Consider the following 24795-nt stretch of genomic DNA (forward strand, 5'->3'; position numbering starts at 1 on the left):
CCGGAAACTACGCACCGGACTCTGCTGTGCGGTGAATTATTCAGCGTTTCCTTAGCAATAAAACAGAAATGTCGTCCCGCTTTGTTATTTTTTAGCTTTTGTGTATCCAGATGGTGAGGTTAAAATTAAAACAAGTGAATGAGTTATTCATGGTATTTAACCTAGTAGATGTTTTATTTGCTCACTTTCTTTCAATAATTCACGATAACTTTCCAGCATATGTTGGCGGCCAAGTTCACTGATGGGCAGATTCTGCACAATTTGGTAGTCGCCGTTGTGACAAGTAACCGGAAAACCGTACACCACGCCTGCTGGTATATCGTAACTTCCATCCGATAGTACGCTCATGGTGACCCAGTCATCATGGTGCGAGCCAAGTATCCAATCATGCATATGGCCGATGGCTGCGTTGGCAGCGCTGGCAGCGCTACTCAAGCCGCGCGCTTCGATTACCACCGTGCCGCGCTTTTGCACGGTGGGGATAAACTCGCTTTCAATCCATTTATGATCTGGCAGAATGTCGAGGATTTTGCGCCCTCGTATTTCGGCATGTGACAGATCGGGATATTGTGTGCCGGAATGGTTGCCCCATACCACCATTTTTTTGATGTTGCCTATGGGCTGGGAAAGCTTGCGCGCTACCTGCGCGATGGCGCGGTTGTGATCAAGCCGCATCATAGAGCTGACATTCTTTGGGTTGAGGTCGGGTGCGTTACGTATGACGATTAGTGCGTTGGTGTTAGCCGGGTTGCCAACCACTAAAACTTTGACATGAGGTGCGGCGAATGCATTGAGAATCTTACCCTGTTCGGCGAAGATTCCAGCGTTGATCTCGATTAGATCATTGCGTTCCATGCCCTTGCTACGCGGACGCGCGCCAACCAACAGGACAATTTCTGCATCGCGGAAGGCAACCTTGGGGTCATCGGTAATGATAACTTGCTGCAACATGGGAAATACGCAGTCTTCCAACTCCATCGCTATTCCACGCAACGCTTGCTGCGCTTGTGGTATGTCCAGCAGTTGCAGGATGATGGGCTGTTCGTGTTTCAGCATATCGCCATTGGCGATGCGAAACAATAAACTGTAACTGATCTGACCAGCAGCACCAGTGATAGCGATGCGGATAGGTGCTTTCATAGCAATCTCCTGCGCGATGAATTATGTAGACATTCTGACAGTGTTTGCCAGTCAGGCAAAGGGGGCGCTCAAAAGTTTGGTTTAAAGCCCAATTGAATGCCGATCAAAATACGAACAGCATATGTTTTTATCATATTGAATTTATAATAAAAATTATTTAAAACACCATCTTAGTGGCTGGGCCTGTCTCTTTTAACAATGCCTGCCGTGCAGATAAGATAAATCGTTGCATGACTTAAAATAGAAGGGCAGTAAACAGGCGCGAGGCATGTCATAATTTACAATTACTTTTTTCATAAAAATTACTTGCCAGAATTTCATCATGAAAAAAAATATACTATGAAAAAATCATTGGCGGCCATCCTTGTCTGGATTGCCGTCGCCTTGCTTGGATCCGCCGCATTGGGCGGTATAGCGCTGAATCGCGGCGAGTCGATCAACGCGCTGTGGTTTATCACAGCCGCGCTGTGCGTATATGCGATTGCTTACCGTTTCTATGCGACATGGATTGCCACCAAAGTCCTGCTCATTGATCCGACTCGTGCCACACCCGCAGAGCGACTCGATAACGGGCGAGATTATATTCCGACCAACCGCTGGATCGTATTTGGTCATCATTTCGCCGCCATTGCAGGACCAGGGCCTCTGGTCGGACCGACACTGGCTGCACAGTTTGGTTACTTGCCAGGTACGCTGTGGATATTGTTCGGCGCAGTACTCGGCGGCTGTGTGCAGGACATGGTCACATTGTTTTATTCCACCCGTCGTAATGGCCGTAGCTTGGGTCAAATGGCGCGAGATGAATTGGGTGCCATCGGTGGCATAGCCGCGCTAACCACCACGCTGTTTATCATGATAATCCTCATCGCGGTGCTTGGCTTGGTAGTGGTCAATGCCATGAAACACAGTCCTTGGGCTACCTCCACCGTGGCTGCCACTATCCCCATCGCTATGTTGGTGGGCCTATACATGCGTACCATCCGCCCGGGCCGTGTGCTTGAAGGTTCATTACTTGGCGTCATCTTGTTACTGTTGGCTGTTGCGGGTGGTGGATGGATTGAACACCAGCCGGGCTTACGCGAGTTTTTTGATCATCCCGGCCTGCCGTTAGCTTGGGTGGTAATTGCTTACGGTTTTGCAGCAGCTATCCTGCCAGTATGGCTGCTGCTCGCGCCACGAGATTACCTTTCTACCTACATGAAACTCGGTACGATCATCCTATTGATGCTGGCCATTGTGTGGATGCAACCGAGCGTAAAAATGCCCGCATTCACCCAGTTCGTCGATGGGACCGGCCCTATTTTTGGAGGTAAGTTATTTCCTTTTGTGTTTATCACCATCGCTTGTGGCGCAATCTCTGGCTTTCATGCACTGATCGCCTCCGGCACTACGCCCAAGCTACTTAGCAATGAGCGCGACATCCGCATGATCGGCTTCGGCGGCATGGCACTGGAATCTTTCGTTGCAGTAATGGCGATTATTGCAGCCACGGTGTTAGACCCCGGCGTGTTCTTTGCTATCAATTCTCCTGCTGGCGTGGTCGGCAAGGAAGCGGCAGATGCGGTGGCAAAAATTTCCAGCTGGGGCTTTCCGGTCACGGTGGCGCAGATGAATTTGCTGGCGCAGCAGATGGGTGAAGCTACCCTGTTCGCGCGCACTGGCGGCGCGCCCTCGCTTGCGGTCGGCATGGCCAGTATTTTCGGCAGCGCCTTTGGTCAAGGCATGCTTGCCATGTGGTATCACTTCGCCATCATGTTTGAGGCCATCTTCATTCTCACAACGCTGGATGCAGGTACGCGTGTCGGCCGCTTCATGTTGCAAGACATGCTAGGCAATATTTGGAAACCACTGGGCCGCACCTCATGGTATCCATCGGTATTGCTGAGCAGCGGCATCATTGTGGCTGCCTGGGGCTATTTTCTATATATTGGCGTGATTGATCCCAATGGCGGTGTCAATATCCTGTGGCCGCTGTTTGGCATCTCGAATCAAATTCTGGCCGCCATTGCACTGTGCGTCGCCACTGGCATCCTGGTTAAGTCCGACAAGCTAAAACATGCCTGGATCACAGCTCTGCCGCTTGTCTGGCTGATCATAATTACCAGCAGCGCAGCGTGGGAAAAAATCACCAGCACAGATGTGCGTATCGGCTTCCTCGCTGCTGCCAATGACCTCGCCACAAAACTCGCATCAGGTCTTCTTTCTCCAGAAAAGGCGGCCATCGCACCACAGCTCATCTTCAACCAGCGCCTTGATGCAGTGCTGACCTTGTTTTTTGTCTGCATGTTGTGGTTGATCGTGTTCGACATGCTGCGTGTCTGCATCCGCTACCTGAATGGCAAGCCGGTACCTCCGTTGTCCGAGGTGTCGTACCAGTTGACTGGGATGGAGGAAGCATGGGTTCGGGATTGACTGAAAGAAGCGCGAATAAATCAATGTCCGCGGTAAATGATTCTAGTTTGCCTGTGTTTGAAACTGCCCAGGATATACATCAGCACATCGCGCAAAGCGCTACACTCAGGACAAACAAAACCTGTATCGAACTGCTCCCGTTATTGTCATATGTATGGCGTGCTATACGTGAATTGAGTGGAGATAATGCTTACGAACGCTATATTGCACAACATGCAGCCAGTTATCCTGATACTACGCCGCTAGCGCGCAAAGATTTTTTCCTTTACCAGCAGCAACAAAAGTGGAGCGGTATCCAGCGGTGCTGCTGAGTTAATGCTGACCACAGCGCATCATAGGTTAGTGGGCTATATATTTGAACTATTCTAAATTTTACAAATGCCCTCTAAAGTTTTCCGTTGCGCAGCCGTGATTAGTCTTTCCTGAGCGACACTGAGAAGTGGTGTATTTATTTCTTTCAGGGATATTCAAGCTATGTTGAATTTTCAAGGATTCAATCTATTGAATGCGGATTTATTTAAAAATTTAACCACGTAAATTGGAGCAAATTTCCCAGGAAGACATGTTTTGACTGAGGCTGGATCAAATACTGAATCAGCCAAATGCACTGTACAAACCGGCAAGTCAGATTGACCGCCGGAATGGGACAAAAGAACGATTCGGTAGCCTGTAAGGCCAACCAAGCTCCCCGGGCCAGATTGATGGTGAGGCTGAGCCCTTTGGGGCACCGGACCAAGTCATCGGTCAGATCTGATGGTGCGGTCGGTTTTGGTGACCTGTGTCAGGCAGAGCAGTTCAAGGACGGTGGAGATGTCGAGTAAGTGTAAGATATTGTCGTGCAAATGGGTGCTGTTGCTGGCGATGATTTTATAGAATATAAATAAGGAGTTAGTATGATTGCGGTTGGCACGAATGAGAACGGGGCGGCACAGATGATAGCGGCGAAGAACCTACGGGTATTATTGTTGGACGACGACAAGTTTACACTCGAATTTGTTGGCGACATGCTGCTCGAATTAGGTGTAGCCGAAGTTATTAAGGCTGAAAATGGCGAGCAGGGTCTAGCTATGTTAGCCGGGCTATCATTACAGCCGGACATATTGATATGCGACCTCAGCATGCCTGGAATGGACGGTGTTGGTTTTCTGATGCATCTTGGTATGCAAGGTTATGTTGGCGACGTCATCCTAATCTCAGGAGCCCAACAGCATCTGTTGTCCGGAATGGATAAGTATTCCAGCAAGCTTGGCTTGATTCCTTTGGGTACCCTGATAAAGCCAATTGCACGCGATGAGCTGGCATCCGTTATTACCCGATTTTGCCAAGGCAAATGAAAATTATTATTGATGGTCTAATTTACCCAAGCTAGTGGGCTTGTCGCTGCTCTATGCGTTGCACGGAGGCGCTTATTTCTTGGCTGCCGGCCCAAAATTCGCCAACGCCTGTGCAAGCACACTATTCGTTGTTTGCATCTTATGACTGTCATTATCAGATTAGGGAAGATAATTAATGAAACGTAGTGGTCAATCAATCTATATTCAGACAACAGTGTTTGCTTTATCCGAAGCAAGCAAGCTGTTTCACATGGATTTGAGTGGTGGACCTGCACGCTTCAATTTCGCGGACGCACTGAATCTGCGTGACTGGCACATTTATCACGCGCTGGCAATGCGCCCTCCCCTACAAAAGTACGCGATTTTTATGCCAAAGAACCGACAGGCATGAAGCTTGAAGCAAAAGACAACGCACTGAACTCGACCATTATCAACCTATGTTCGAATCTATTCGTCTGTATCCCGTTTCAGCGATGAAAAATCTTTCCGGCATTAGTATTTTTGCTTTGTTTTGGCGAGCCTGTCCGCTTTACATGCTGGCGGTATTTCTGTTTACTGCAAATTCTTATGCCGACACTCAAGAGCCGGCTGTGGTTGTCATTACGTTCCCTGCGACCAGTGAAAACGTGATTTCCCGAAGCTCGTTGCGCGCTATCTTTGGCATGCGCCTAGGCAAATGGCCAGTAGATACGCCAGTCAAGGTGTTCGTGATGAAGGATGATACGCCGGAACATAGCGACTTCAGCAAGAATATTCTGCAAGTATTCCCCCATCAATTGCGATTGGCTTGGGATCGGCAGGTGTTTTCCGGGCAGGGGCAATATCCGGAGCAAGTCGCCTCCGTGCAAGAGATGCTATCTAAAATAGCATCGACGCCAGGGGCGATCGGCTATATCAAAACAAACGAGATCACTAAAAATGTGCGCATCCTTCAAATTCGCTAAGACTGCAGCTGGGATTTTTATCCAGGGTATTTTTTTACTTTGGACTACGTTTGCGCATGCCGAAAATCTGATGGGTAGCGAGTTACAGCTGCATGGGTTTCTCACGCAGGGCGTGGTGATCACCAGCGACAATAACTTCCTCGGTCAGAGTAATAAAAAAGCTAGCCCGGATTTTAGAGAAATAGGCGTAAATGGTTCTTTGCGGCCAATTTCCGATGTGCAGCTATCCGCCGGGTTGCTTTCGCACAAGGCCGGGGGGACCGATAACGGCGAGCTACGATTGGATTACGGATTAATCGACTGGACGGTATCGTCGAACGAGCAAGGCCGTAGTGGGATTCGCTTGGGTCGGGTGAAGAATGCCTATGGACTGTATAACAAAACACGCGATGTCGCTTTCACTCGGCCCAGCATCCTCCTGCCGCAATCCATTTATTTCGAGCGCACGCGCAACGTTACCGTCGCGTCTGATGGAGCAGAGCTTTATCTCGATCGCTATAGTGAAGCCGGCAGCCTGTTCGTGACCTTTGCCCTCGGGCAACCCCAGATTGGAAGTGAAGCAGCCAAAGTGGCCTTGGTTGGTTTGATCCCCAATGGTAGCTTCGAATCGAAATTAATGCCGATTTTCCAAGCAATATACGAGGGGGACGGTGGCAAGTATCGTCTCGGGTTTACCACCTTGCAACTTGATGCGCGCTACAATCCTGGCGTGGGAGATGTGCTGCAGGCGGGGCAGATGAAGTTTACGCCGAAGATCTTCTCTGCCCAATACAACGCCGAACACTGGAGCCTGACCAGTGAATATGCCCTACGACCGACTTCAAATAAGAACTTTGGTCCAAATGCTCCAGATTCCACCATTCATGGCCAAAGCTATTATGTTCAGGGCAGTTACCGGTTGGCTTCGAAGTGGGAAGCGCTGTTGCGTTACGATGTGATGTATGCCGATAGCGGGGATCGTGATGGCAAGGAATTTGCTGCGGCCACGCACCGGCCGGCCTTTACTCGCTTTTCCAAAGACTGGACTGCAGGAGTGCGCTTCGATTTGACACCCGAGTTCATGCTGCGTGCCGAGTATCATCGCGTTGACGGCACCGGTTACTTGCCGGTTCAGGATAACCCCAACCCTTCGGCTCTGGTGCAACGTTGGGACATGCTCATGCTACTGGCTTCCTTCCGGTTTTAGTGACCCTCATGTCGGATAGCCTATCCTCTGGTTCAGGCCACAGTACGTTCAGGTTCTTGAGCCTGAAGTGGAAAGTGCTACTAACGCTGGGCGTGGTGATGCTCTTGGTCAATGGCACACTTTCCTGGCTGCATTTTCGTGATTTGAAGACACACTTCGAAGAGCAGCGTACTGCTTCGCGCGAGCGCCTGATTTCTGAAGCTACCGCTGTGCACACCGATTCCGCTCTGCGTTTGCAAACGATGGCCAGCGTGCTAGCGACGGTTGGCGCGGGAAGTACATTCCAGTTGAAGCCGGGATCTCTGCGGCTTCGTGAGCACTTCGATAGTTACTGGCCTGTCTTGCAGCTCGATCTCGACATCAATTCCATGAAAGTGTATTCCAGAACAGGGGCCACTCTGGCCGCTTGGCATGCGGATGCGTCCACTGATATAGAGCAGGATGACCGTGTGCGTGCCGTAATTTCGCAAGAGCGTGCCATGCATTGGACGCACTGTCGGCAGACATGCACGCAGTTTGCTGCAGCTCCGATCCTGTCGGCGGGCCAAGTGGCTGGGGTAATTGTATTGGGTAGCTCGCTGACCGAAGTGATCGTTTCCTTCAATCGATTATCCGGAGCCGATCTTGGCGTGCTGGCCCCTAACGGCCTTATGACCGATAAAAATTCGCTGCCTGACTTAGGCTTGCAGGTGGTAGCGCTGAGTGGCTCAGAACGAAATCTTCCGGTTCTCCATCAATTACGGGCTTTGCCACCTAAGCAAAGTAGAGCAAATTGGCAATTGGTTCCTTACCAAGACAAACAGTTCGAATTGTCGTTTGTGACTATGGATGATGCCAGTGGCGCACATTCCACCGCCATGCTAGTGGTGATCGATGATTTGACTCAGTCCTTGGCCGAAATTCGAATATCGGTGTTGAGCCGTTTAGGAGCCGAGTTGGCGACATCATTGCTCTCTTTGCTGTTATTGGCTTTTCTTGTGAATGCGCCCTTGCAGCGCATGACGCGGGCAGTACGGGCAATCCCTTTGCTGGGACGAAGTGCTTTTGCCGAGGCACGTGCGAAAATTGCCCCACGTGGCCGACGTTTTGTGGATGACGAAATTGACAGCTTGGGTGAGGCTGCGGTTGCCTTGTCTTTTCGGTTGGAAACGCTGGAGCAGGAAGTGGCAGCACATGCTGGAGAGTTGCAGGATATGCTGCATCGTATATCAATTGAGCGGGATTTTAATGAAAGCCTGCTCGATACCGCACAGGTCATCATTCTGACGCAGTCAGCCGATGGATCGATCCACAGTCTGAATCGTTATGGGGAGTTGTTAACGGGTTGCAGTGAGGGAGAATTGTTGGGCAAGAGTTTTGTTCAAATAACTAATCACTCTGAAACGGCTGAAACAGAAATGCAACAGTCATTGCAAAATCTCGTGACGGGAGGGCATAAGCACATTCAGCGTGAATCCATTTTAATGAGCAAGCCAGGCGAAAAATTCGAAATTACCTGGAATCACTCACGTCTTTCCGGCCAGCCGGACGAGACCGCAATGATCCTGTCAGTCGGGATTGATCACACCGACCGCAAGCGTGCCGAGCAAGACTTGCTCAATCTGAATGCAAGCCTGGAAGTTCGGGTTGAGGAACGTACTTTCGAACTCGAGCAAGCCAAGCAACAAGCCGAGACAGCCAACCAGGCCAAGAGCGAATTTCTTTCCAACATGAGTCACGAAATCCGCACCCCGATGAACAGCATCATTGGCATGACGCATCTGGTGCGACGTACCGAACTTAATCCCAAGCAGCTTGATTATGTTGCAAAGATTGACCATTCAGCACAGCACCTATTGAGCCTGATCAATGAAATGCTCGATTTTTCCAAAATAGAAGCGGGCAAAATCGAGTTGGATGTGCTGGATTTTGAGCTGGATACAATACTGCAGAACATCTCCAGCCAACTTGGCGAGAGCGCTGCAAGCAAATGCCTGAAGCTTGTGTTTGACGTTAGCCCTGACTTATCCCATCCGCTTCGTGGAGACTCGTTGCGGCTGTATCAGGTGTTGCTTAATTACACCAGCAACGCCATCAAATTTACTGATACGGGTGAAATAGTCGTCCGTGCCCGAATCATTGAAAATCAAATCTCCGGATCAGACGGAACAGACATCCTGGTACGCTTCGAAGTGCAGGATTGCGGCATCGGCATAAGCGCAGAACAAATCGCTCAACTATTCCAGCCATTTCATCAGGCCGACGCTTCAACCACACGGAAATATGGCGGCACCGGACTGGGGCTGGCCATCAGCCGACAACTGGCCGAAATGATGGGCGGCGAAGTTGGGGTAGAGAGCCAGCCCGGCAAGGGCAGCACTTTCTGGTTTACTGCCCGACTGGGCCGAGGCGTCAAGCCGGTTATGGCTGTTCAAACCGCGCCATCGGTCGATCTGGGTATAATCAAAGGCTCATTTATCCTGCTGGTTGAAGATAATCTCTTTAACCAGCAAGTAGCCAAAGAACTGTTGGAAGAAGCTGGCGCAGCCGTTGTCATTGCCAACAATGGAAAAGAAGCCCTTGATCTGCTGGTTAAAGAACATTTTGACTGCGTACTGATGGATATGCAGATGCCCGTGATGGATGGCCTTGAAGCTACCCGTCAGATTCGGGCCAACCCTAAGCTCGCGGCCACGCGGATAATTGCCATGACCGCCAATGCTGGGCGTGAAAATTGGACACGTTGTTTCGACGCGGGTATGGATGATTTCATAACTAAACCGATCGAGCTCCAGCTTCTCCTTACGACACTTTCCAAATGGCTTATGCAGCGATCCGATCGGGTCGTATCCTTACCCGCGACGACCTCATTCCTGGAGTCTGCAGCGGTGGAAGCAACTGAAGTAGTAGGTACAAGCGACCCAAGCATCATCGATCTGTCAATACTGTCCAAAATATTGGGAAATCATCCTGATAAAATTCGCAAATATGTCATGATGTTTTTAGACTTGACTCAGGAAGCAATAGTTGAGATCGAAACTGCGCTGGCACATGGAGACATAGCGACGCTGAGCGCCCTGGGGCATCGCACCAAGTCATCGGCCAGAACTGTGGGTGCCATGGGTTTTGGCGAACTATGTCAGGCGTTAGAGCAGCTCAAGAGTGGTGGAGATACTGAGCAAGCGCGGGACATTGTCGCGCAAATGCGGACATTGCTGGTGCAGATTTCGGAGAACATCAATAAGGGGTTAGTATGAAAGAATATTTAGTAATATTGATTCGATATGATTCCGCACTTGCAAAAGTAATGGTGCCGATTTTGATAATCATGCGACTCAGACTTACCGCAATATTCAGCACCTCGGTCAGTCGAGATGCGAATCTCTTTGCAAGTTAGTATTTGATCTATATTCCAAAAAGATAGTTGCTGAACCATTTTAATCATTTACAGTCTTTTGTTTTTACTTTCAGCAAATAAAACCAAGTTCAACGTCACTTCTAGGATAATTGTCCTATGGTCGGGCACATCACACTCGACAGCTTTTCTTTTTTAGCAAGGAAGTTCATACAAATGGTATTGTTGAAGAGCATTAAAAGCAAAATTTTTGTTTTCGCCATCATGGCCACGCTTATCCCGTCGCTGGGCTTGGGGCTGCTGTCATTCCGCCAGAACGAGGCGCAGATCAGCGACAATGTAACCCGTGAACTGCGCGCCCTGGCAAGCCAGGCCAGTCGTGAGTTGGAACTGTGGATCAATAAGCACATCCACACAGTGCGCGCACTATCCACATCCAATGCAGTCATCGACGGACTGTCTGCGACTGCCCACCCGTTTGCAGGCAAACCCAATAAAACTCCGCAGGCCTTGACGCATTATCTGCGTTCGGTGCAATCAAAACTTGACACAATATTGGAATTAACCGTGGTGGGCGCTGCCGGGCAGATTGTGGCCAGCAGCGCGACGGCACCCTCAGCTGTAACTTTGCCGCAAAGCTGGCCGGAGAGTGCACTCACCGAAGGCGTTGTGCTCGTACCGCCCCATTGGGAAAAGCAGCGCGCCACCGCGACGCTTAGCGTTGCGGTTCCTGTGTTGTCGTACGACAATGTGCTGATGGGAGCATTGGTGGCCGTGCTTGATCTTCGTACCGCGCAGCCCTATCTAAAAAGCTCGACGAAGTCACCACTGGGCGAGGTGCTATTGCTGGACCAGAACGGCAGGGAGCTGCTTAGCAGCCGCGCTGGTGCAACCAAGCTAATGTCGCTGGATGCAGTGGTACTGCGGCAACTGCTGGCACGACCCGGCGAGTCCATGATCTTTCAAGGACTAATGCATCGTGAAGTCATCGGGCTGGCAGATACGCCTGCTGCGCTACCGGTCACGGTAGTGGCAGAACGAGATCATGCCGATGTCTACGCTGCTTGGGTGGATTTTCGCAATCTGTTTCTGGCACTGGTGTGCACACTCGTTTTGGTAGTGACAGCGGTGGCTTTTCGGATGGGGCGTTCAATCGTCACGCCGCTGCAGCATCTGATCGATGCAGCCAAAAGCATCGCTGGCGGCGATCTTGATGTGCGGCTACCTGTGACACGAAATGATGAATTCGGCCACCTCACCCGGATATTTAACCAGATGGCGGACAAGCTGCGTCATAGTCATGACGAAATAGTGGCCGCAAATAAAGCCATGCAGCAACAAAATCAGCTGCTCGAAACGCTATCAATTACCGATGGTCTTACCGGTCTGTATAACCGTAGTAAACTCGATGCGATCCTGAAAGATGAGCTCGCTCGATTCAAGCGTAACCAGCGGCCCTTTGCAGTACTCATGATGGATATCGATTACTTCAAGACTCTCAATGACAGCTACGGTCATATTGCAGGTGATGAGATAATTGCAGCTGTGGCCAAGATACTTGGCCGGTCGATTCGTAGCGTGGATTATGCTGCGCGCTATGGTGGCGATGAGTTCACCATTATCATGGTTGAAACAACGGCGGATATGGCGCTGAAAACGGCGGAGCGCATCCGTTCTCAGGTAAATGACATGCGCTACAGCGCCAACGGCCAGATAGTCTCGGTGACGGTGAGTATCGGTATCGTGCAGTGCCAGCAGTCCGACGACGCTACACCAACAGCGGTGTTTGCCCGTGCCGACAGTGCGCTCTATGAAGCGAAGCGCGCTGGCCGCAACCGAGCACACTACGCAACCTAGTGTAGTATGGCATTCTGTTTGGAACTTAAGCGACTGTTGGCTCTGATGACTTTTTGGAAGATGTCGGAGAGGCTTTACGGTTCAGATAAAGGGCTTGACATCTTTGTTGTAGTGAACAATAAAGGGCGCCTCTAAAAATCCAATTTTCGTCACAATACGTCGTTGCTCGAAAAAAATTATCGCTTACATATCAAATATATGCAGCGCTCAAATTTTTTACTCGTGCCTTGTCTTGCCTAGAAACTTGAATTTTTAGAGGCGCCCTAAATACATTGATTGCCGCCTCGAGTTCTAAAACGCTACTGCCTTACTATAACTACAAAATTATGTTTAAAAACAAACTATTAAATAGTTAGTAAAAATATGGGCAACACTAAACTTCCGACTTTTTTCATCTCGCATGGCGGTGGTCCTTGGCCATATATTGACGACATGAAAAAACAGTTTGCAAAAACCGCCCGGGAATTGAGTCAGCTTCCGGAAAGTCTCCCCTGCAAACCGAAAGCGATTTTGGTCATTACGGGCCATTGGGAGGAAAGCGAATTTACAGTATCAACTGCAGTCAATCCTCCAATGAAGTATGATTACTCCGGCTTTCCTGAACATACCTACCGGATCAAATACCCAGCACCAGGATTGCCTGCGCTCGCAAGCCGCGTTCGCGAGCTACTCGGTCAAGCGGGAATCAGCAGCAACGAAGATCCGCATCGAGGATTCGATCATGGAACCTTTGTTCCCTTGTTCCTGATGTACCCAGATGCAAGTATTCCAGTAGTAATGCTTTCATTGAAGTCGAACTACGATCCCTTGGAGCACATTCGGGCTGGTGAAGCACTAAAACCCCTTCGGGATGAAGGTATTCTGATCATCGGAAGTGGTCTTACTTACCACAACATGCGAGGATTCGGACAAACCGATGCGACACCTGTGTCAGAACAATTCGAGCAGTATCTAAATGAAGCAATTTCCGAACCAAACCCTGTTATTCGCGCTGAAAAATTAATTAATTGGGAAACAGCACCGGTAGCTCGACTGGCTCATCCACGGGAAGACCACCTCATTCCGTTAATGGTAGTAGTAGGTGCAGCCGGTGATGATGTCGGAAGCCGTATTTTTGTAGATAAAGTATTTAATGTTGCTATGGCTTCATACCGGTTTGGTAACTGATGAGATGACAGGAAAGCCAAACCATAACGCATACAATTCGGCTGAACTAATAACTTTGTTTAAGCGTCGGATTAGGCATATCACTGCAGCAAGGGAAATAGCGGTTTAAATCCCAAGTGCAAAATGCGCAGCATGATACTGCTTGAAGTTAAAAACGTCCGTCGTGAACAACTGTGCCGGACACTTGAACCCGAGTGACTTTTGTGGGTGTATGTTCAGTTTCCACGCAATCGCATCCAGCTCATCTTGTGAGAAGCCACTAAAATTCCAACAAAACTGAAAATCTGGAGTCCGCCGCGCCTATTTCCCCTGCATGGCCAGTGTCCCGCTACGTCCATCCACTGCCCCTATCACCAGCTCATTCCGTGGAAGAGTGCCTTGAAGATTTTCCAAATACTGACGTAATGAAACAAGCTCGTAGCCCTGCTCTTTCCAGCCCGTGATGAGTTGTTCAAATACCGGCATCCACTTTCCGCCTTCCAACTCGGCATGCAGTGTAAATACATGGCCCATAGCAGGCGGGGTTGCAGTCAGCCGCAGTAAGTGCTGCGCCACATTTTCCAGCGTGACTCCCTCTCGATTAATGATTTCATCCAACGTAGGCAAGGTGGTAGGTAGTTGCGGGCATGCAACAATTTCAGCATCCCAAGTAGGGATAAAGGGATGTGTGCCGCGTGTATCGGAGCTGTAATCAAAACCGAGTAGCTGCATCAGGCGCAGGGCATGCCGGTTCATCTGCCAACCGGCAGCAGCATGCGCCTTGGGCACTACGCCAAAAATCTCGATGAATCTATCCACGGCGCGCTGCATCTCACGCCTTGTCCACTCGGCACCTTTGCCAGCGACATAATCCTGCCAGCGGATATGGTCGTAGCAATGAATGCCGACTTCAAAACCTGCATCGCGTACCGAGCGTAATATCTGTGCACAGCTGCGTCCAATATCCGGCCCAGGCAATAAGGTGCCATACAGTAACGTCTTGATGCCGTAGTGTTCCAGCACTGAGGTGCGCGATACCTTGCCTAAAAATCCGGGACGGAATACACGCCGGATAGCACGCCCTGTGTGGTCAGGACCGAGAGTAAAGAAAAATGTGGCTTGCACATCATGCCGCTTCAGCGTTTCTACTAAACGCGGGACCCCCTCGCGCGTGCCGCGATAGGTATCAACGTCAATTTTAAGAGCTAACTGGGGCATGAAAATTTTATTCCCGCCTGCGCGGGGATGATGAATACCAAACTTGTACTGATTCCCATAACGGTCACAATCCATCCATCGGAGCGACTCGATAAATGACACGCAAATTCTTTAACAATTATAAAGACGCGCTAAATTCAAATCTTGCCGCCCCGTACTGTGTAGCGAACTCTGTGACGCTCATCTCTATGCCATCCAGCTCAAAACGTACTACGCGCAGTACGCCTTGCCCACAAATAGCGTATGCCTTGCCTTCCTTGACGTAGAAAGCTGGTGTCTCACCCGTTGCAGCGCAAGTTGTGACCAGCGTTTGCAGGATGCGCATGGGTTTGCCCAAAAGTTGTGTGGTCGCACCCGGATAGGGCGGTGCCACAGCACGCACCAAGTTGTGAATGCTGCGCGCATCTTGCGACCAGTCAATAATGCCATCCTCCGGTTTGCGTCCACCGAAATATGCACCTTTGCTCAAATCCTGCTTCACTGGTATTGCTGTACCTGCAAGTAGAGCGGGCAAGCAAGCATGCAGTACGATTTCAGCCGCCACGGTGACTTTTTGAAACACTTCGAATGCAGTGTCATCAGGCAATATTGGTACGGCCTGCTGCGCTACCACCGCGCCGTTGTCCGGCTTTTCAGTCATGTAATGCAAAGTCGCGCCAGTTTCTGTTTCACCGTTAATGATGGCCCAATTTACCGGCACCCGGCCTCGATATTTCGGTAGCAGCGAGCCATGCATGTTGAGCGCACCATGTTTAGGAATTTCCAGCAACTCACGCTTAAACATTTCGCGATAATAGAAGGAAAAAATAAAGTCTGGTTGTAGCGCTCGAATCTGCTCAAGCACTTCCACCGTATTTGGATTGTCCGGTGTAATGACCGGAATGCCATGTAGCATAGCCAAGTCGGCCACGCTGGCAAACCAGATATTTTCTTTCGGGTTGTCACGATGAGTAACCACCAGCGCCACCTCCATGCCATGCGCCAGCAATACGGACAGGCAACGAACACCCACGTTATGGTAAGCAAAAACTACCACGCGCGTCATTTAGTCTTGTCCAATACAGCTTGGATCAGATAGCGCGGACGATGGCGCACTTGCAGATATATGCGGCCAATGTATTCCCCCAGCAGACCGATGCCGAACAGGGTGAGGCCAATCAGGAAAAAAGCGATGGCGAACAGGGTAAACAGCCCTTCCGCTTCGGGGCCGACAAACAGGCGACGCACCAGTAGAAAGACCACGAAGAATGCTGACATCAATGAAATTGCAATTCCAGCCATGGAGAACCATTGCAGGGGCACTACAGAAAATCCGGTCATCAGGTCAAAATTAAGACGAATCAGACTGTACAACGAATATTTTGATACACCCAGCGCACGCTCCTCATGTTCTACCATCACTTCGGCAGGATTGCGCGCAAAAGTATAGGCCAGAGCCGGGACAAAAGTATTCACCTCCTTACAACTATTGATCGCATCAATGAGGGGACGGTCGTACGCGCGCAACATGCAGCCCTGATCAGTCATTTTAATATTTGTAATACGTTCGCGTAACCGGTTCATGGCGCGTGAACCCACATGCCGCCACCAGCTATCATTGCGCTGCTTACGGATTGAACCGATGTAATCGTAACCCTCATCCATCTTGGCGAGCAGCTTAGCTATCTCTTCCGGCGGATTTTGCAGGTCGGCGTCCAGCGTTACCACGCGCTCACCGCGCGCATGTTCAAAGCCCGCAGTGATCGCCATATGCTGACCGAAATTGCCATTGAACAGGATCACCCGCGTTACATCTTGGCGGCGCTGGAATTGCTCGCGCAGGATGGCTGCCGAACGGTCGCGGCTGCCATCATTGATAAACACGATCTCGTAGCTAATACCGAGATTATCCAGTGTCGGATATAAACGATCGAACAAGGTCTGCAGACCTTCTTCTTCGTTATAAACAGGAATGACGACGGAAAGTTGGGGGGTGCTCATGGCGCAGCATTTTACCGCAGAGGGTGAGGTTAACGAAATTGGGAATGGGTATAAGCAAAATAAGGGTTGGCCAGCAGCATAGCGTGCGCTAATTTTTCAATACTTCACACATCGCAACGCACGTGCGCTCGACATCGCTTTCATTCATCGCCGCGAACATTGGCAAGGAAACGATCTGACGCCCAACACGCTCTGCAATTGGGAACATGCCTTCCTTAAAACCCAGTGCTCGATAGAGTTTGAATAGGTGAATAGGCGCATAGTGATAACCGATGCCGATGTTCTTGTCTTTCATGCGCGCCATGAAATCAGCACGGGTGATGCGCTCCGGCAGCACTATCTGAAACAAATGCCAGTTGGTGTTTTCAAAATCAGCCGGAGGTAATTGCGCGCCAGTTTGTACTTCGAAATCTTTACCGAGTGTCGCGAAATAATGCCGCGCCAATTTACGTCTTTGTGCGGTGATCACATTTAATTGCGCGAACTGACCCAAGCCGATGGCGGCGGCAATGTCGGTCATGTTGAATTTGCCACCCAGCACGTCCACCTCAATGCCGTCGTAGCCGCTCCGCGTGACGCCTTGCAGCCGATACTTTTCGGCAAGTGTGGCCTCCTCTGCGTTGTTCAGCACCAGACATCCGCCTTCCGATGTGGTGATATTCTTGTTGGCTTGGAAGCTGAACGACACGAAATCGCCGAACGAGCCGATGGGCTTGCCCTGCCATGTCGAACCGATGGCTTGCGCAGCGTCTTCGACTACGCGCAATTTGTGTCTGGCAGCTATCTTATAGAGGCGATCCATATCCACCGGTTTGCCCGCCAGATAGACCGGGATGATTGCCTTGGTGCGCGGCGTGATTGCCGCCTCAACCTTGTCCAGATCAATGTTGCGTGTGACCGGATCAACATCAGCGAACACCGGGGTTGCGCCGACTTCGAGTATGACGTTGGCTGTAGCCACCCAGGAAATCGGCGTGGTGATGACTTCGTCACCATGGCCTATACCCGCAATACGCAGGGCGATTTCCATAGTGCAGGTGCCGGAATTGAAGGTGCGCACCGGACGTCCACCGAAATATTCAGAGAGTTGCTTCTCGAATTCCTGCACCTTGGGGCCACTGGTAATCCAGCCGGAACGCAAGGTTTCCGCTACAGAAGCAATAGTAGCCTCATCAATTGATGGGCGAGAAAACGGAAGAAATTCGCTCATGCTCGGGAAATAATGACGACGCCCAAAATGATAACGCTGATGCCGGCCACTTTAGCCGGGTTGATTGATTCATTAAAAAACCACCACGCCGCTACCGCATTTACAACATACCCCATAGACAGCAGCGGATAAGCAATACTGACCTGCACGCGTGATAAAGCCAGTATCCAGATCACCACGCTGAGCGCATAACAGGCTATTGCCCCGATAATGTGCGGCTCGGTGGCAAGACGCACACCGATTGGCAGGACGTTGCTGCGACTGAATTCGAAATAGCCAATGCTGTTGGTTCCGGCCTTGATCATAAGTTGCGCAGCAACATTGAGCATCACGCCAGCGAAAATCAGGCCGAAGCTGATCAGGCTCATGGTTTGCTCACGACGATGTGTTGCGTGTCCTCGAAAATAATCTTCATTGCCAAACCCTGCTGTGTAAGTTGTGGGTATAACTGAACCGGCATGATCGCCAGCGCTGCTGGTTGCTTATCCCATATTTTCGCGAAGCTGGCGATGTCTGGTATCCAGCGTTGAGGCTCCTGCATAATACCGAATGCCATTTCATTCTGATAGTCAACCAAGGTGAAGGTACGCTTCAGGTAAAACGGCAGAGTCTGCTCGTAGGTGCCCACCGAATACAATGGGATATCGGGCTTGACATAGGAGCGGATCGACTCGGCAATGTGGTACGCAGAACGCCATCTGGCCACAGTATTATGCCCGGATAAAACAATTTGTGCCCCAATCAAAGTGCTTAATGCCACCACCAGTACTGCCAAAGATTTTTTTCTGCGTGCCAACAAAACCATGCTGGAGATCAGCCCAAACAGATAAACCAGTGCTGCCACCACGGCCCAAGTTGCATAATCGCTATACATTTCTATTTTTAGCGGTGTTTCTGCCAGCATTTCCGTAAATGGTGCGAATCCCAACGTTACCACCGGCACCAGCAAGACAGGAGCGAGTTGCCACAGCAATACTCGCTCGCGTATCTCGGCCAGCCGTTTGCCCATTAACAATGCCAGTGCTGGAAACATCGGCAGCAAATAGGACGGTAGTTTTGATCCGGACACCGAAAAGAAGGCATAAATAAACACTACCCATATCAGCAGAAAGCGTTCCGGGTTAAATGCCGTGGCGGTATACGCCGACCCTTTCCAAGTGCGTAGCAAGGTATCAAACATTAAAACAGTCCATGGCAACATGCCTGCCAGGAGGATGGGAATAAAATAGTACCAAGGTTGATAACGTCCCAAATCCTTGGTAGAAAATCGCGTGTAGTGCTCGTAAATGAAGAAACGCTCGAAGAATTCTGGATTGGCTTTCATCACCAGAATGAACCATGGCGCAGTGACAAGCAGAAACAGTAATAGCCCGGACACCAGATTGAGACGTTTCCATGGTGTCAGATCGCGCTGCACCACAGAATAAATCACCAGCGCGGCAGCTGGCAACACCAGCCCTATCAGCCCCTTGCTCAACACTGCCAAACCCAATGCCGCCCATGCGCAATAGAGCCAATTGCGCCGGGTACGCGGATCGGCTTCGGCCTGCTGACCAAGTAACAGGCCGACGATGCCGAGGGTGAGGAAAAACGTGACGCCCATATCGAGCGTATTGATATGCCCGATCACCACATATAACAGATTGCTGCCAAGAATCAAGGCCGCATACTGCCCTGCTTCGCGCCCGAACAAACGCGTACCGGCAAACCACACCAATAACAAACCGGCAAAACCGGTCAATGCAGGCCACAAGCGTGACGTCCAATGATGCTCACCAAACAAGGTATATGCGGTCGCAGTCGCCCAATATTGTAGTGGAGGTTTCTCGAAATATTTCAGGTCGTTCAGGCGCGGCGTCACCCAATCGCCGCTCGCTACCATTTCCCGCGGAATTTCGGCGTAGCGTCCTTCATCCGGCTTTATCAGCTTGCGGTACTCCAAAGTGCCAAACCAAATCACGACGACCATTAGCAATAGCCACCACCAGCGTTTAATCTCCATTTTTGCCATTAATGCACCAGCTTTCGTGTCATCAGCAATAGTGAGATACCGATCGAAGAAGAAATACCGATGACTTTTAACAATTGATCAATTTTCATTACCGCTCCAAGTATGCCACTGGTCAATTCAAACTCCATTCATCAGATTCCTTTTTTATGGGAAAACAGCCATGTCTTATACCAGTTAATTGTTATTTTAATTCGCAAGTAAAAAATGGGCCAAAGGTTTAATTCTTTATGAGCTATGCCTGGGTGTCAATTTCAAGTCCCATATAGCGGAGATAGAGCGGGCTAACTGGCTATTGATACAAGTCAAACCTTACCTTATCAAATAGCCTACATTAAAAAAGAAGGGGGTCAAAAAGTTACGGTGACAATGCTTTCGTGAGACTTGCCTTTCTAAAAACGCCCCATAGAATAATTTACTCTCTTCCGAAAATCGATGTGGCGTCAAAACGCAAGTCACAAATTAAATGTTCAGGTTTATCAGCAGCTCCTCTTAAACTTTGCTTACAATACCATGACGGCTTATTAAATCGTAGAGTGTTGGACGGCTGATACCGAGCAATTCGGCCGCCTTGGCAATATTGCCATTTACTCTCGCCAGCGCTTTCACCACGGCATTGTATTCAGCGTCATCACGTACCTGGCGCAGGTTAATAGACTCTATTATTTTGGGTGAAGACGACAGACCGATATCTTCTATGCTTATTTGGGAGCCTTCAGCCATGATGACGGCACGCCGAATGCAGTTTTCCATTTCGCGCACATTACCTGGCCAAGAGTATCCCTCTATCATGGCCAGAGCTTCCTGACTGAAGTTTAGTGAAGAACGCCCCTCCTTGACGCTGAATTTGTTTTTAAAGTGGTGCGCCAACAATGCGGCATCGCCCACACGCTCCCGCAGTGGGGGAATAGTGACTGCAATCTCGCTTAAACGGTAATAAAGGTCTTCACGGAAACGCCCTGCAACACTCAATTCCTTCAGATTACGATGTGTTGCGCAGATGATCCGTACATCAACAGGAATTTCCTGGCGCCCTCCTATTCTTTCGATTACCCTTTCTTGCAAAAATCTGAGAAGTTTCGCTTGTAGAAGCATGGGCATATCCCCTACTTCATCAAGAAAAAAGGTGCCTCCATCGGCAAGTTCAATTTTACCCAACGTCTGTTTGGCGGCTCCGGTAAACGCTCCCTTCTCGTAGCCGAACAACTCGCTCTCCAGCAGATTTTCCGGGATTGCGGCGCAATTGATTGCCATGAAGCGCTTCTCCTGCCGGGGGCTCATCTGGTGCAGCGCTCTCGCCAACAGCTCCTTGCCCGTTCCGCTATCACCCAACAGCATGACCGAGGCGGAGGATGGCGCTACTTTCTCGATGCTACGGCACACCTTCAACATGCCGGGATCCCGACTGATAATGCTAGATAAGGGAGAATCCGCCTGAATCTGTAAAATTCTGCGATTCTCCTGTTGCAGTGCGTGCAAATAAAATGCACGTTCAACCACTAACCCCAGTATCTCCGGGTCAAACGGTTTCTGATGAAAATCATAAGCACCCATGCCAATCGCTTTCACCGCATTGGCATGATCCTGATTCCCTGAAAGCACGATCAGCTTGGTGTCAGGGGCAAGCGCAAGAATTTGTTGCAGGATTGCCAATCCTTCCGTAGCCCCATCGGGGTCGGGAGGAAGTCCAAGGTCCATGGTGATAACCGCAGGTTCATGCCGTCTGACCTGCGCCAGCGCGCTTTCACGGTCTCCCGCCAACAGTACTTCATAAGCATCAAAATTCCAGCGCAATTGTTTTTGCAAGCCAAGATCATCTTCAATAACAAGCAGCTTTTTTTTATCTTGATTCATGTAATTATTCCTGCCGTGACGCGGCGTCCCTGACATCATCAACATGCCTATGAAACGGCAAAATCACTCGGAAAGTAGTGCCGGTAGCTTGACGACTGGAGACTTCAATCTGGCCACCCAGTTCGTGGATATATTCACGACTCTCAAACATGCCAATTCCCATGCCTGCCGATTTTGTAGACTCAAAGGGCTTGAATAGCCGTTCACGAATGAACTCTTCGCTCATGCCTTGACCGGTATCTTTGATTTCGACGACCACAAAAGCCTCCTGCTTCGAAATACGGATTATTACTTTGCCATTCTTGGGTGTGGCTTCAACAGCATTCTGAATAATGTGGCCAATCACTCTCTCAAGGCGATCCCAATTAGCTACTACCACCAGGCCAGGATCTAGTATCTCAAGCTCAGGCTTGGGCTCAAAGGCAGATTTTAGCGCCAATGTCTGCCGTAATAATTTATCAACGAAAAGCGGTGCAGGATGCTCTATGGAAGAACCTCTGCTCAATTTATGCAGAAGCAACTTCATTTTCTGGACAGAATAATCCAGTGTATCGAGCATATCTCTCTGAAATTCTGGATTATTCTTATGCTTTTCGGCATTGGAAAGTAATAACGATAACTGGGAAACCAAATTTTTCAGGTCATGCACTATAAAAGTCGACATGCGATTGAAAGATTCAAACTGGCGTGCAACCATAAGAGCGTTAGTCGATTCCTGTTGGGCAAGATAACTCGCAGCTTGGCTACCAGCAATTTTGAGCAGATCAATCACTTCCCAATTTAACTTAACTCTACTTCTGGGCTGCGACAGTATCATAAAGCCAAACAACCTCCCCAGCAGAATTAGGGGAACAATCAGCCAGCCTTTAGGTAAAACTCGTAACCATTGAGGAATAAAAATTGCGCTGTATTTTTCAGGATTTGAGTCATATTCCTGCAGATCTATCACCCACTGCTTGTTTTCCAGAAACTGACAAAGGGAACCACTTGCCGATTCAGACTCATTCGGCAAACTCATATTCCAATGAGCCACAGGTTCGCAATTGCCTGATTCCCGGCTAATGAACAAAACACCTCCTGGACTTTCCACGAGTGCTGCTACCGCTTGGATGGTGCGTTCGCCCAGTCCGTGGCCATGCTCAGAAAATGTGCGCGTAAAGCCTAGCCATTCCTCACGATAGTCATAATTGTAATTGTAAAAATGCTTACTGATGAATACCTTGAGCCATGAACGAAAAGCTCCCGAAAATAGTATGCCAACGAGCAAAGCCGCAGCTCCGAACAAAAAAGTCACTTGCATGACGGCTCCCCAGCTCCCCCCGAAAAAACGCAGGTAATAGCCGGCAGCAGACATAGCCAGCAAATACAGGGCAGTGCCTAGCAGTGTTGCGGAATGAAACAAAATACGGCGCGATACCGAGATACCCAATGACCACTGAGGATTACGTGTTGCCGACACAGCCACAAGAGGAACAATCAGAGCATTGACTGCCCCTCTGGCAGTCCAGATTTCCATATTAACTTGCCTGAACAACATAGCGTCGCTATATAAATAAAAATCGTAGGCGAACAGCCCGCCGATTCCAAAACAGGCGAACTTTATTCCCCAGCGCCCTTTAGAGGGTGTATTCCGGTAAAGTTGTTCCACCAAGAGCATGCCCATAACCGCCATTACTACACGGCCAACGATGTCCGTCATAAAACCCGTCTCTCCTTGAGGAGGCTCAAGTTTCCAATAGGTATAAATATTCACGAACAAGAGCACAATATAAAACGCTACGATGCCAACCACGTAGGGTTTCAGTTTAAATTTAAAAGGAGCTAAAGAATTTGTTTGTTGGAAAGGCCCCAACAACATTAGCAGAAAGATAGACCACCCTGCATTTCGTAGAATTTCCAGAATGTCCGTCAGCAGCGGCAAGGAAATTCCTCTGGCTGCCTGGTAAGCAATTGATGCTGCCCAGAACGCTGTTATCACGCAGGCAACTGTCAGCGCTGTCCCGAAAATACGGGCACGCCAACTGGTTAACAATAGAACGGTTAGCATAAAAAATGCTACCGCGGCTATGCCATAGCTATATGCGGTGATGCTTGTCAACATTTAAGGTTGGTCCATGGGCTATCTGCTGCCCTTGCCCAATATAACAACCTGAAAAGTATCGATCAATATAAGCACGTCCAGAAACAAGCTGTTGTTTTTCACATAGTACAAGTCATATTGGAGCTTTTGGATAGAATCCTTAACTGAGGCCCCATACTGGTAGCGTACTTGAGCCAAGCCCGTTATTCCCGGTTTAATACTGTGCCTCACGTTATAATAAGGAATTTCATCGCAGAGCTGATTTACAAAAAAAGGCCTCTCCGGGCGTGGCCCAACGAAGCTCATTTCTCCTTTAAAAACGTTTAGAATTTGTGGAAGCTCGTCGATTCTCAGCTTGCGAATGATACGTCCCACTTTCGTCGTACGTGTGTCATTTGCAGCCGCCCATTGAGGGTTCATCCCTTTCTCTGCATCATTTCGCATGCTACGAAACTTCAGCACCATAAAAGTATGGCCATCCATGCCAACTCGTTCTTGTTGATAAAAAATTGGGGTTCGGTCTTCAACATAAATGCACAGCGCTGTAATCAACATCACCGGCAACGAAACAATCAAAATAATAGTGCTGGCGAATAAATCGAAAATTCTTTTAATAAAAGATCGCAGGAAACTCTGGTCAAACCCACCACCAAAAACCAACCAACTTGGTTGAAGAGAATCCACCCTGATCTGGCATGCCTCACGCTCAAAAAAAGACGCTGCATCGGTCACTTTAATCCCATTTAATTTGCATACCAATAATTCCTGAATGGGGAAACTTTCACCTCGTCGATTATTTACCGCAACAATGACCTCATTCGCGTTATATTTGTTTGTCAAACTTATTAATGAATTTCCAGTAGGCAAAACAGTAGACGGTAGAGTACAACTTGTTTCGCCTGGCAACTGAACAAAGCCAACGATATTATATTTATGGTAGCTAATATTATGCATGGCCAGATCACTGCATTCCTTTGCCAACGTACCGCACCCTATAAAAATAATTCGTGACTCTAAAAACTTCAATTTGAATAATTGATCAGTAGCAACCCAACGTTGACCGCCGAGTCGATTGTAATTGATTGAAGGAAA

At 49.4% G+C, this 24795-nt stretch carries 20 protein-coding genes; 9 read left to right on the forward strand and 11 right to left on the reverse strand.

From position 1 onward, the window contains the following. Window positions 1–156: 156 nt before the first annotated feature. A complete protein-coding gene (locus MJ768_RS11710; protein ID WP_239292007.1) occupies window positions 157–1140 on the reverse strand; it encodes a malate dehydrogenase in 984 nt (327 codons plus the stop codon). A gap of 339 nt (window positions 1141–1479) precedes the next feature. Here MJ768_RS11710 and MJ768_RS11715 point away from each other — a divergent pair, with 339 nt between their 5' ends. The 9 genes from MJ768_RS11715 (at window position 1480) to MJ768_RS11755 (ending at window position 13374) form a co-directional block, all read left to right on the forward strand. Next, a complete protein-coding gene (locus tag MJ768_RS11715) occupies window positions 1480–3552 on the forward strand; it encodes a carbon starvation CstA family protein (protein ID WP_239292008.1) in 2073 nt (690 codons plus the stop codon). A gap of 23 nt (window positions 3553–3575) precedes the next feature. After that, a complete protein-coding gene (locus MJ768_RS11720) occupies window positions 3576–3863 on the forward strand; it encodes a YbdD/YjiX family protein (protein ID WP_239292009.1) in 288 nt (95 codons plus the stop codon). Window positions 3864–4445: 582 nt separating this feature from the next. Next, window positions 4446–4886, forward strand: coding sequence for a response regulator (locus MJ768_RS11725; protein WP_239292010.1), 441 nt, complete (start codon window positions 4446–4448; stop codon window positions 4884–4886). A 175-nt stretch (window positions 4887–5061) separates the two neighbouring features. Further along, window positions 5062–5277: a hypothetical protein gene (locus MJ768_RS11730; protein ID WP_239292011.1), complete on the forward strand. Its 216-nt coding sequence runs from the start codon at window positions 5062–5064 to the stop codon at window positions 5275–5277. 46 nt (window positions 5278–5323) lie between these two features. Next, window positions 5324–5830 (forward strand): substrate-binding domain-containing protein, encoded by a 507-nt coding sequence (locus MJ768_RS11735; RefSeq protein ID WP_239292012.1) that lies wholly within the window; start codon window positions 5324–5326, stop codon window positions 5828–5830. After that, window positions 5805–7016, forward strand: a complete 1212-nt coding sequence (locus MJ768_RS11740) for a hypothetical protein (protein ID WP_239292013.1) — start codon at window positions 5805–5807, stop codon at window positions 7014–7016. Before MJ768_RS11735 ends, MJ768_RS11740 begins: the two co-directional genes overlap by 26 nt. Window positions 7017–7024: 8 nt before the next feature. Next, a complete protein-coding gene (locus MJ768_RS11745) occupies window positions 7025–10252 on the forward strand; it encodes an ATP-binding protein (protein ID WP_239292015.1) in 3228 nt (1075 codons plus the stop codon). Window positions 10253–10566: 314 nt separating this feature from the next. After that, window positions 10567–12207 carry a sensor domain-containing diguanylate cyclase gene (locus tag MJ768_RS11750; RefSeq protein WP_239292018.1) on the forward strand — a complete coding sequence of 547 codons (1641 nt, stop codon included), beginning with the start codon at window positions 10567–10569 and terminating at the stop codon, window positions 12205–12207. A 363-nt stretch (window positions 12208–12570) separates the two neighbouring features. After that, window positions 12571–13374 (forward strand): DODA-type extradiol aromatic ring-opening family dioxygenase, encoded by an 804-nt coding sequence (locus tag MJ768_RS11755; protein WP_239292019.1) that lies wholly within the window; start codon window positions 12571–12573, stop codon window positions 13372–13374. A gap of 300 nt (window positions 13375–13674) precedes the next feature. Here the strand turns inward: MJ768_RS11755 and MJ768_RS11760 are convergent, their stop codons facing one another. From MJ768_RS11760 to MJ768_RS11800, 10 genes are all read right to left on the reverse strand, one after another. Beyond that, window positions 13675–14571, reverse strand: a complete 897-nt coding sequence (locus MJ768_RS11760; RefSeq protein ID WP_239292021.1) for a polysaccharide deacetylase family protein — start codon at window positions 14569–14571, stop codon at window positions 13675–13677. 118 nt (window positions 14572–14689) lie between these two features. Next, entirely contained in the window at window positions 14690–15616 is a 927-nt protein-coding gene (locus MJ768_RS11765; RefSeq protein ID WP_239292023.1) for a formyltransferase, read from the reverse strand. Next, window positions 15613–16551 carry a glycosyltransferase gene (locus MJ768_RS11770; protein WP_239292024.1) on the reverse strand — a complete coding sequence of 313 codons (939 nt, stop codon included), beginning with the start codon at window positions 16549–16551 and terminating at the stop codon, window positions 15613–15615. Before MJ768_RS11770 ends, MJ768_RS11765 begins: the two co-directional genes overlap by 4 nt. Window positions 16552–16639: 88 nt before the next feature. After that, window positions 16640–17761, reverse strand: coding sequence for a DegT/DnrJ/EryC1/StrS family aminotransferase (locus MJ768_RS11775; protein WP_239292025.1), 1122 nt, complete (start codon window positions 17759–17761; stop codon window positions 16640–16642). Then, entirely contained in the window at window positions 17758–18129 is a 372-nt protein-coding gene (locus MJ768_RS11780; RefSeq protein WP_239292027.1) for an SMR family transporter, read from the reverse strand. The genes MJ768_RS11775 and MJ768_RS11780 overlap by 4 nt, the downstream gene beginning before the upstream one ends. Continuing rightward, window positions 18126–19772, reverse strand: coding sequence for an ArnT family glycosyltransferase (locus tag MJ768_RS11785; protein WP_239292029.1), 1647 nt, complete (start codon window positions 19770–19772; stop codon window positions 18126–18128). Before MJ768_RS11785 ends, MJ768_RS11780 begins: the two co-directional genes overlap by 4 nt. Next, window positions 19772–19900 carry a hypothetical protein gene (locus MJ768_RS15185; RefSeq protein ID WP_256449861.1) on the reverse strand — a complete coding sequence of 43 codons (129 nt, stop codon included), beginning with the start codon at window positions 19898–19900 and terminating at the stop codon, window positions 19772–19774. Before MJ768_RS15185 ends, MJ768_RS11785 begins: the two co-directional genes overlap by 1 nt. A 361-nt stretch (window positions 19901–20261) precedes the next feature. Next, window positions 20262–21623: a PEP-CTERM-box response regulator transcription factor gene (gene prsR / locus MJ768_RS11790; protein WP_239292043.1), complete on the reverse strand. Its 1362-nt coding sequence runs from the start codon at window positions 21621–21623 to the stop codon at window positions 20262–20264. A 4-nt stretch (window positions 21624–21627) separates the two neighbouring features. Next, a complete protein-coding gene (gene prsK / locus MJ768_RS11795; protein ID WP_239292044.1) occupies window positions 21628–23724 on the reverse strand; it encodes an XrtA/PEP-CTERM system histidine kinase PrsK in 2097 nt (698 codons plus the stop codon). A gap of 18 nt (window positions 23725–23742) precedes the next feature. Then, window positions 23743–24795 (reverse strand): TIGR03013 family XrtA/PEP-CTERM system glycosyltransferase (locus tag MJ768_RS11800; protein ID WP_239292045.1); only part of this gene is annotated, 1053 nt, incomplete at its 5' end.

Source organism: Candidatus Nitrotoga sp. 1052, from assembly GCF_927312905.1.
Lineage (GTDB): Bacteria > Pseudomonadota > Gammaproteobacteria > Burkholderiales > Gallionellaceae > Nitrotoga.

Coding starts and splice junctions, on each gene's coding strand:
- MJ768_RS11760 (WP_239292021.1), bottom strand. CDS start 14,571: ATGCCCCAGTTAGCTCTTAAAATTGACGTTGATACCTATCGCGGCACG.
- MJ768_RS11745 (WP_239292015.1), top strand. CDS start 7,025: ATGTCGGATAGCCTATCCTCTGGTTCAGGCCACAGTACGTTCAGGTTC.
- MJ768_RS11735 (WP_239292012.1), top strand. CDS start 5,324: ATGTTCGAATCTATTCGTCTGTATCCCGTTTCAGCGATGAAAAATCTT.
- MJ768_RS11725 (WP_239292010.1), top strand. CDS start 4,446: ATGATTGCGGTTGGCACGAATGAGAACGGGGCGGCACAGATGATAGCG.
- MJ768_RS11720 (WP_239292009.1), top strand. CDS start 3,576: ATGTCCGCGGTAAATGATTCTAGTTTGCCTGTGTTTGAAACTGCCCAG.
- MJ768_RS11770 (WP_239292024.1), bottom strand. CDS start 16,551: ATGAGCACCCCCCAACTTTCCGTCGTCATTCCTGTTTATAACGAAGAA.
- MJ768_RS11780 (WP_239292027.1), bottom strand. CDS start 18,129: ATGAGCCTGATCAGCTTCGGCCTGATTTTCGCTGGCGTGATGCTCAAT.
- MJ768_RS11775 (WP_239292025.1), bottom strand. CDS start 17,761: ATGAGCGAATTTCTTCCGTTTTCTCGCCCATCAATTGATGAGGCTACT.
- prsR (WP_239292043.1), bottom strand. CDS start 21,623: ATGAATCAAGATAAAAAAAAGCTGCTTGTTATTGAAGATGATCTTGGC.
- MJ768_RS15185 (WP_256449861.1), bottom strand. CDS start 19,900: ATGGAGTTTGAATTGACCAGTGGCATACTTGGAGCGGTAATGAAAATT.
- MJ768_RS11755 (WP_239292019.1), top strand. CDS start 12,571: ATGGGCAACACTAAACTTCCGACTTTTTTCATCTCGCATGGCGGTGGT.
- MJ768_RS11715 (WP_239292008.1), top strand. CDS start 1,480: ATGAAAAAATCATTGGCGGCCATCCTTGTCTGGATTGCCGTCGCCTTG.
- MJ768_RS11740 (WP_239292013.1), top strand. CDS start 5,805: ATGTGCGCATCCTTCAAATTCGCTAAGACTGCAGCTGGGATTTTTATC.
- MJ768_RS11710 (WP_239292007.1), bottom strand. CDS start 1,140: ATGAAAGCACCTATCCGCATCGCTATCACTGGTGCTGCTGGTCAGATC.
- MJ768_RS11730 (WP_239292011.1), top strand. CDS start 5,062: ATGAAACGTAGTGGTCAATCAATCTATATTCAGACAACAGTGTTTGCT.
- MJ768_RS11785 (WP_239292029.1), bottom strand. CDS start 19,772: ATGGCAAAAATGGAGATTAAACGCTGGTGGTGGCTATTGCTAATGGTC.
- prsK (WP_239292044.1), bottom strand. CDS start 23,724: ATGTTGACAAGCATCACCGCATATAGCTATGGCATAGCCGCGGTAGCA.
- MJ768_RS11765 (WP_239292023.1), bottom strand. CDS start 15,616: ATGACGCGCGTGGTAGTTTTTGCTTACCATAACGTGGGTGTTCGTTGC.
- MJ768_RS11750 (WP_239292018.1), top strand. CDS start 10,567: ATGGTATTGTTGAAGAGCATTAAAAGCAAAATTTTTGTTTTCGCCATC.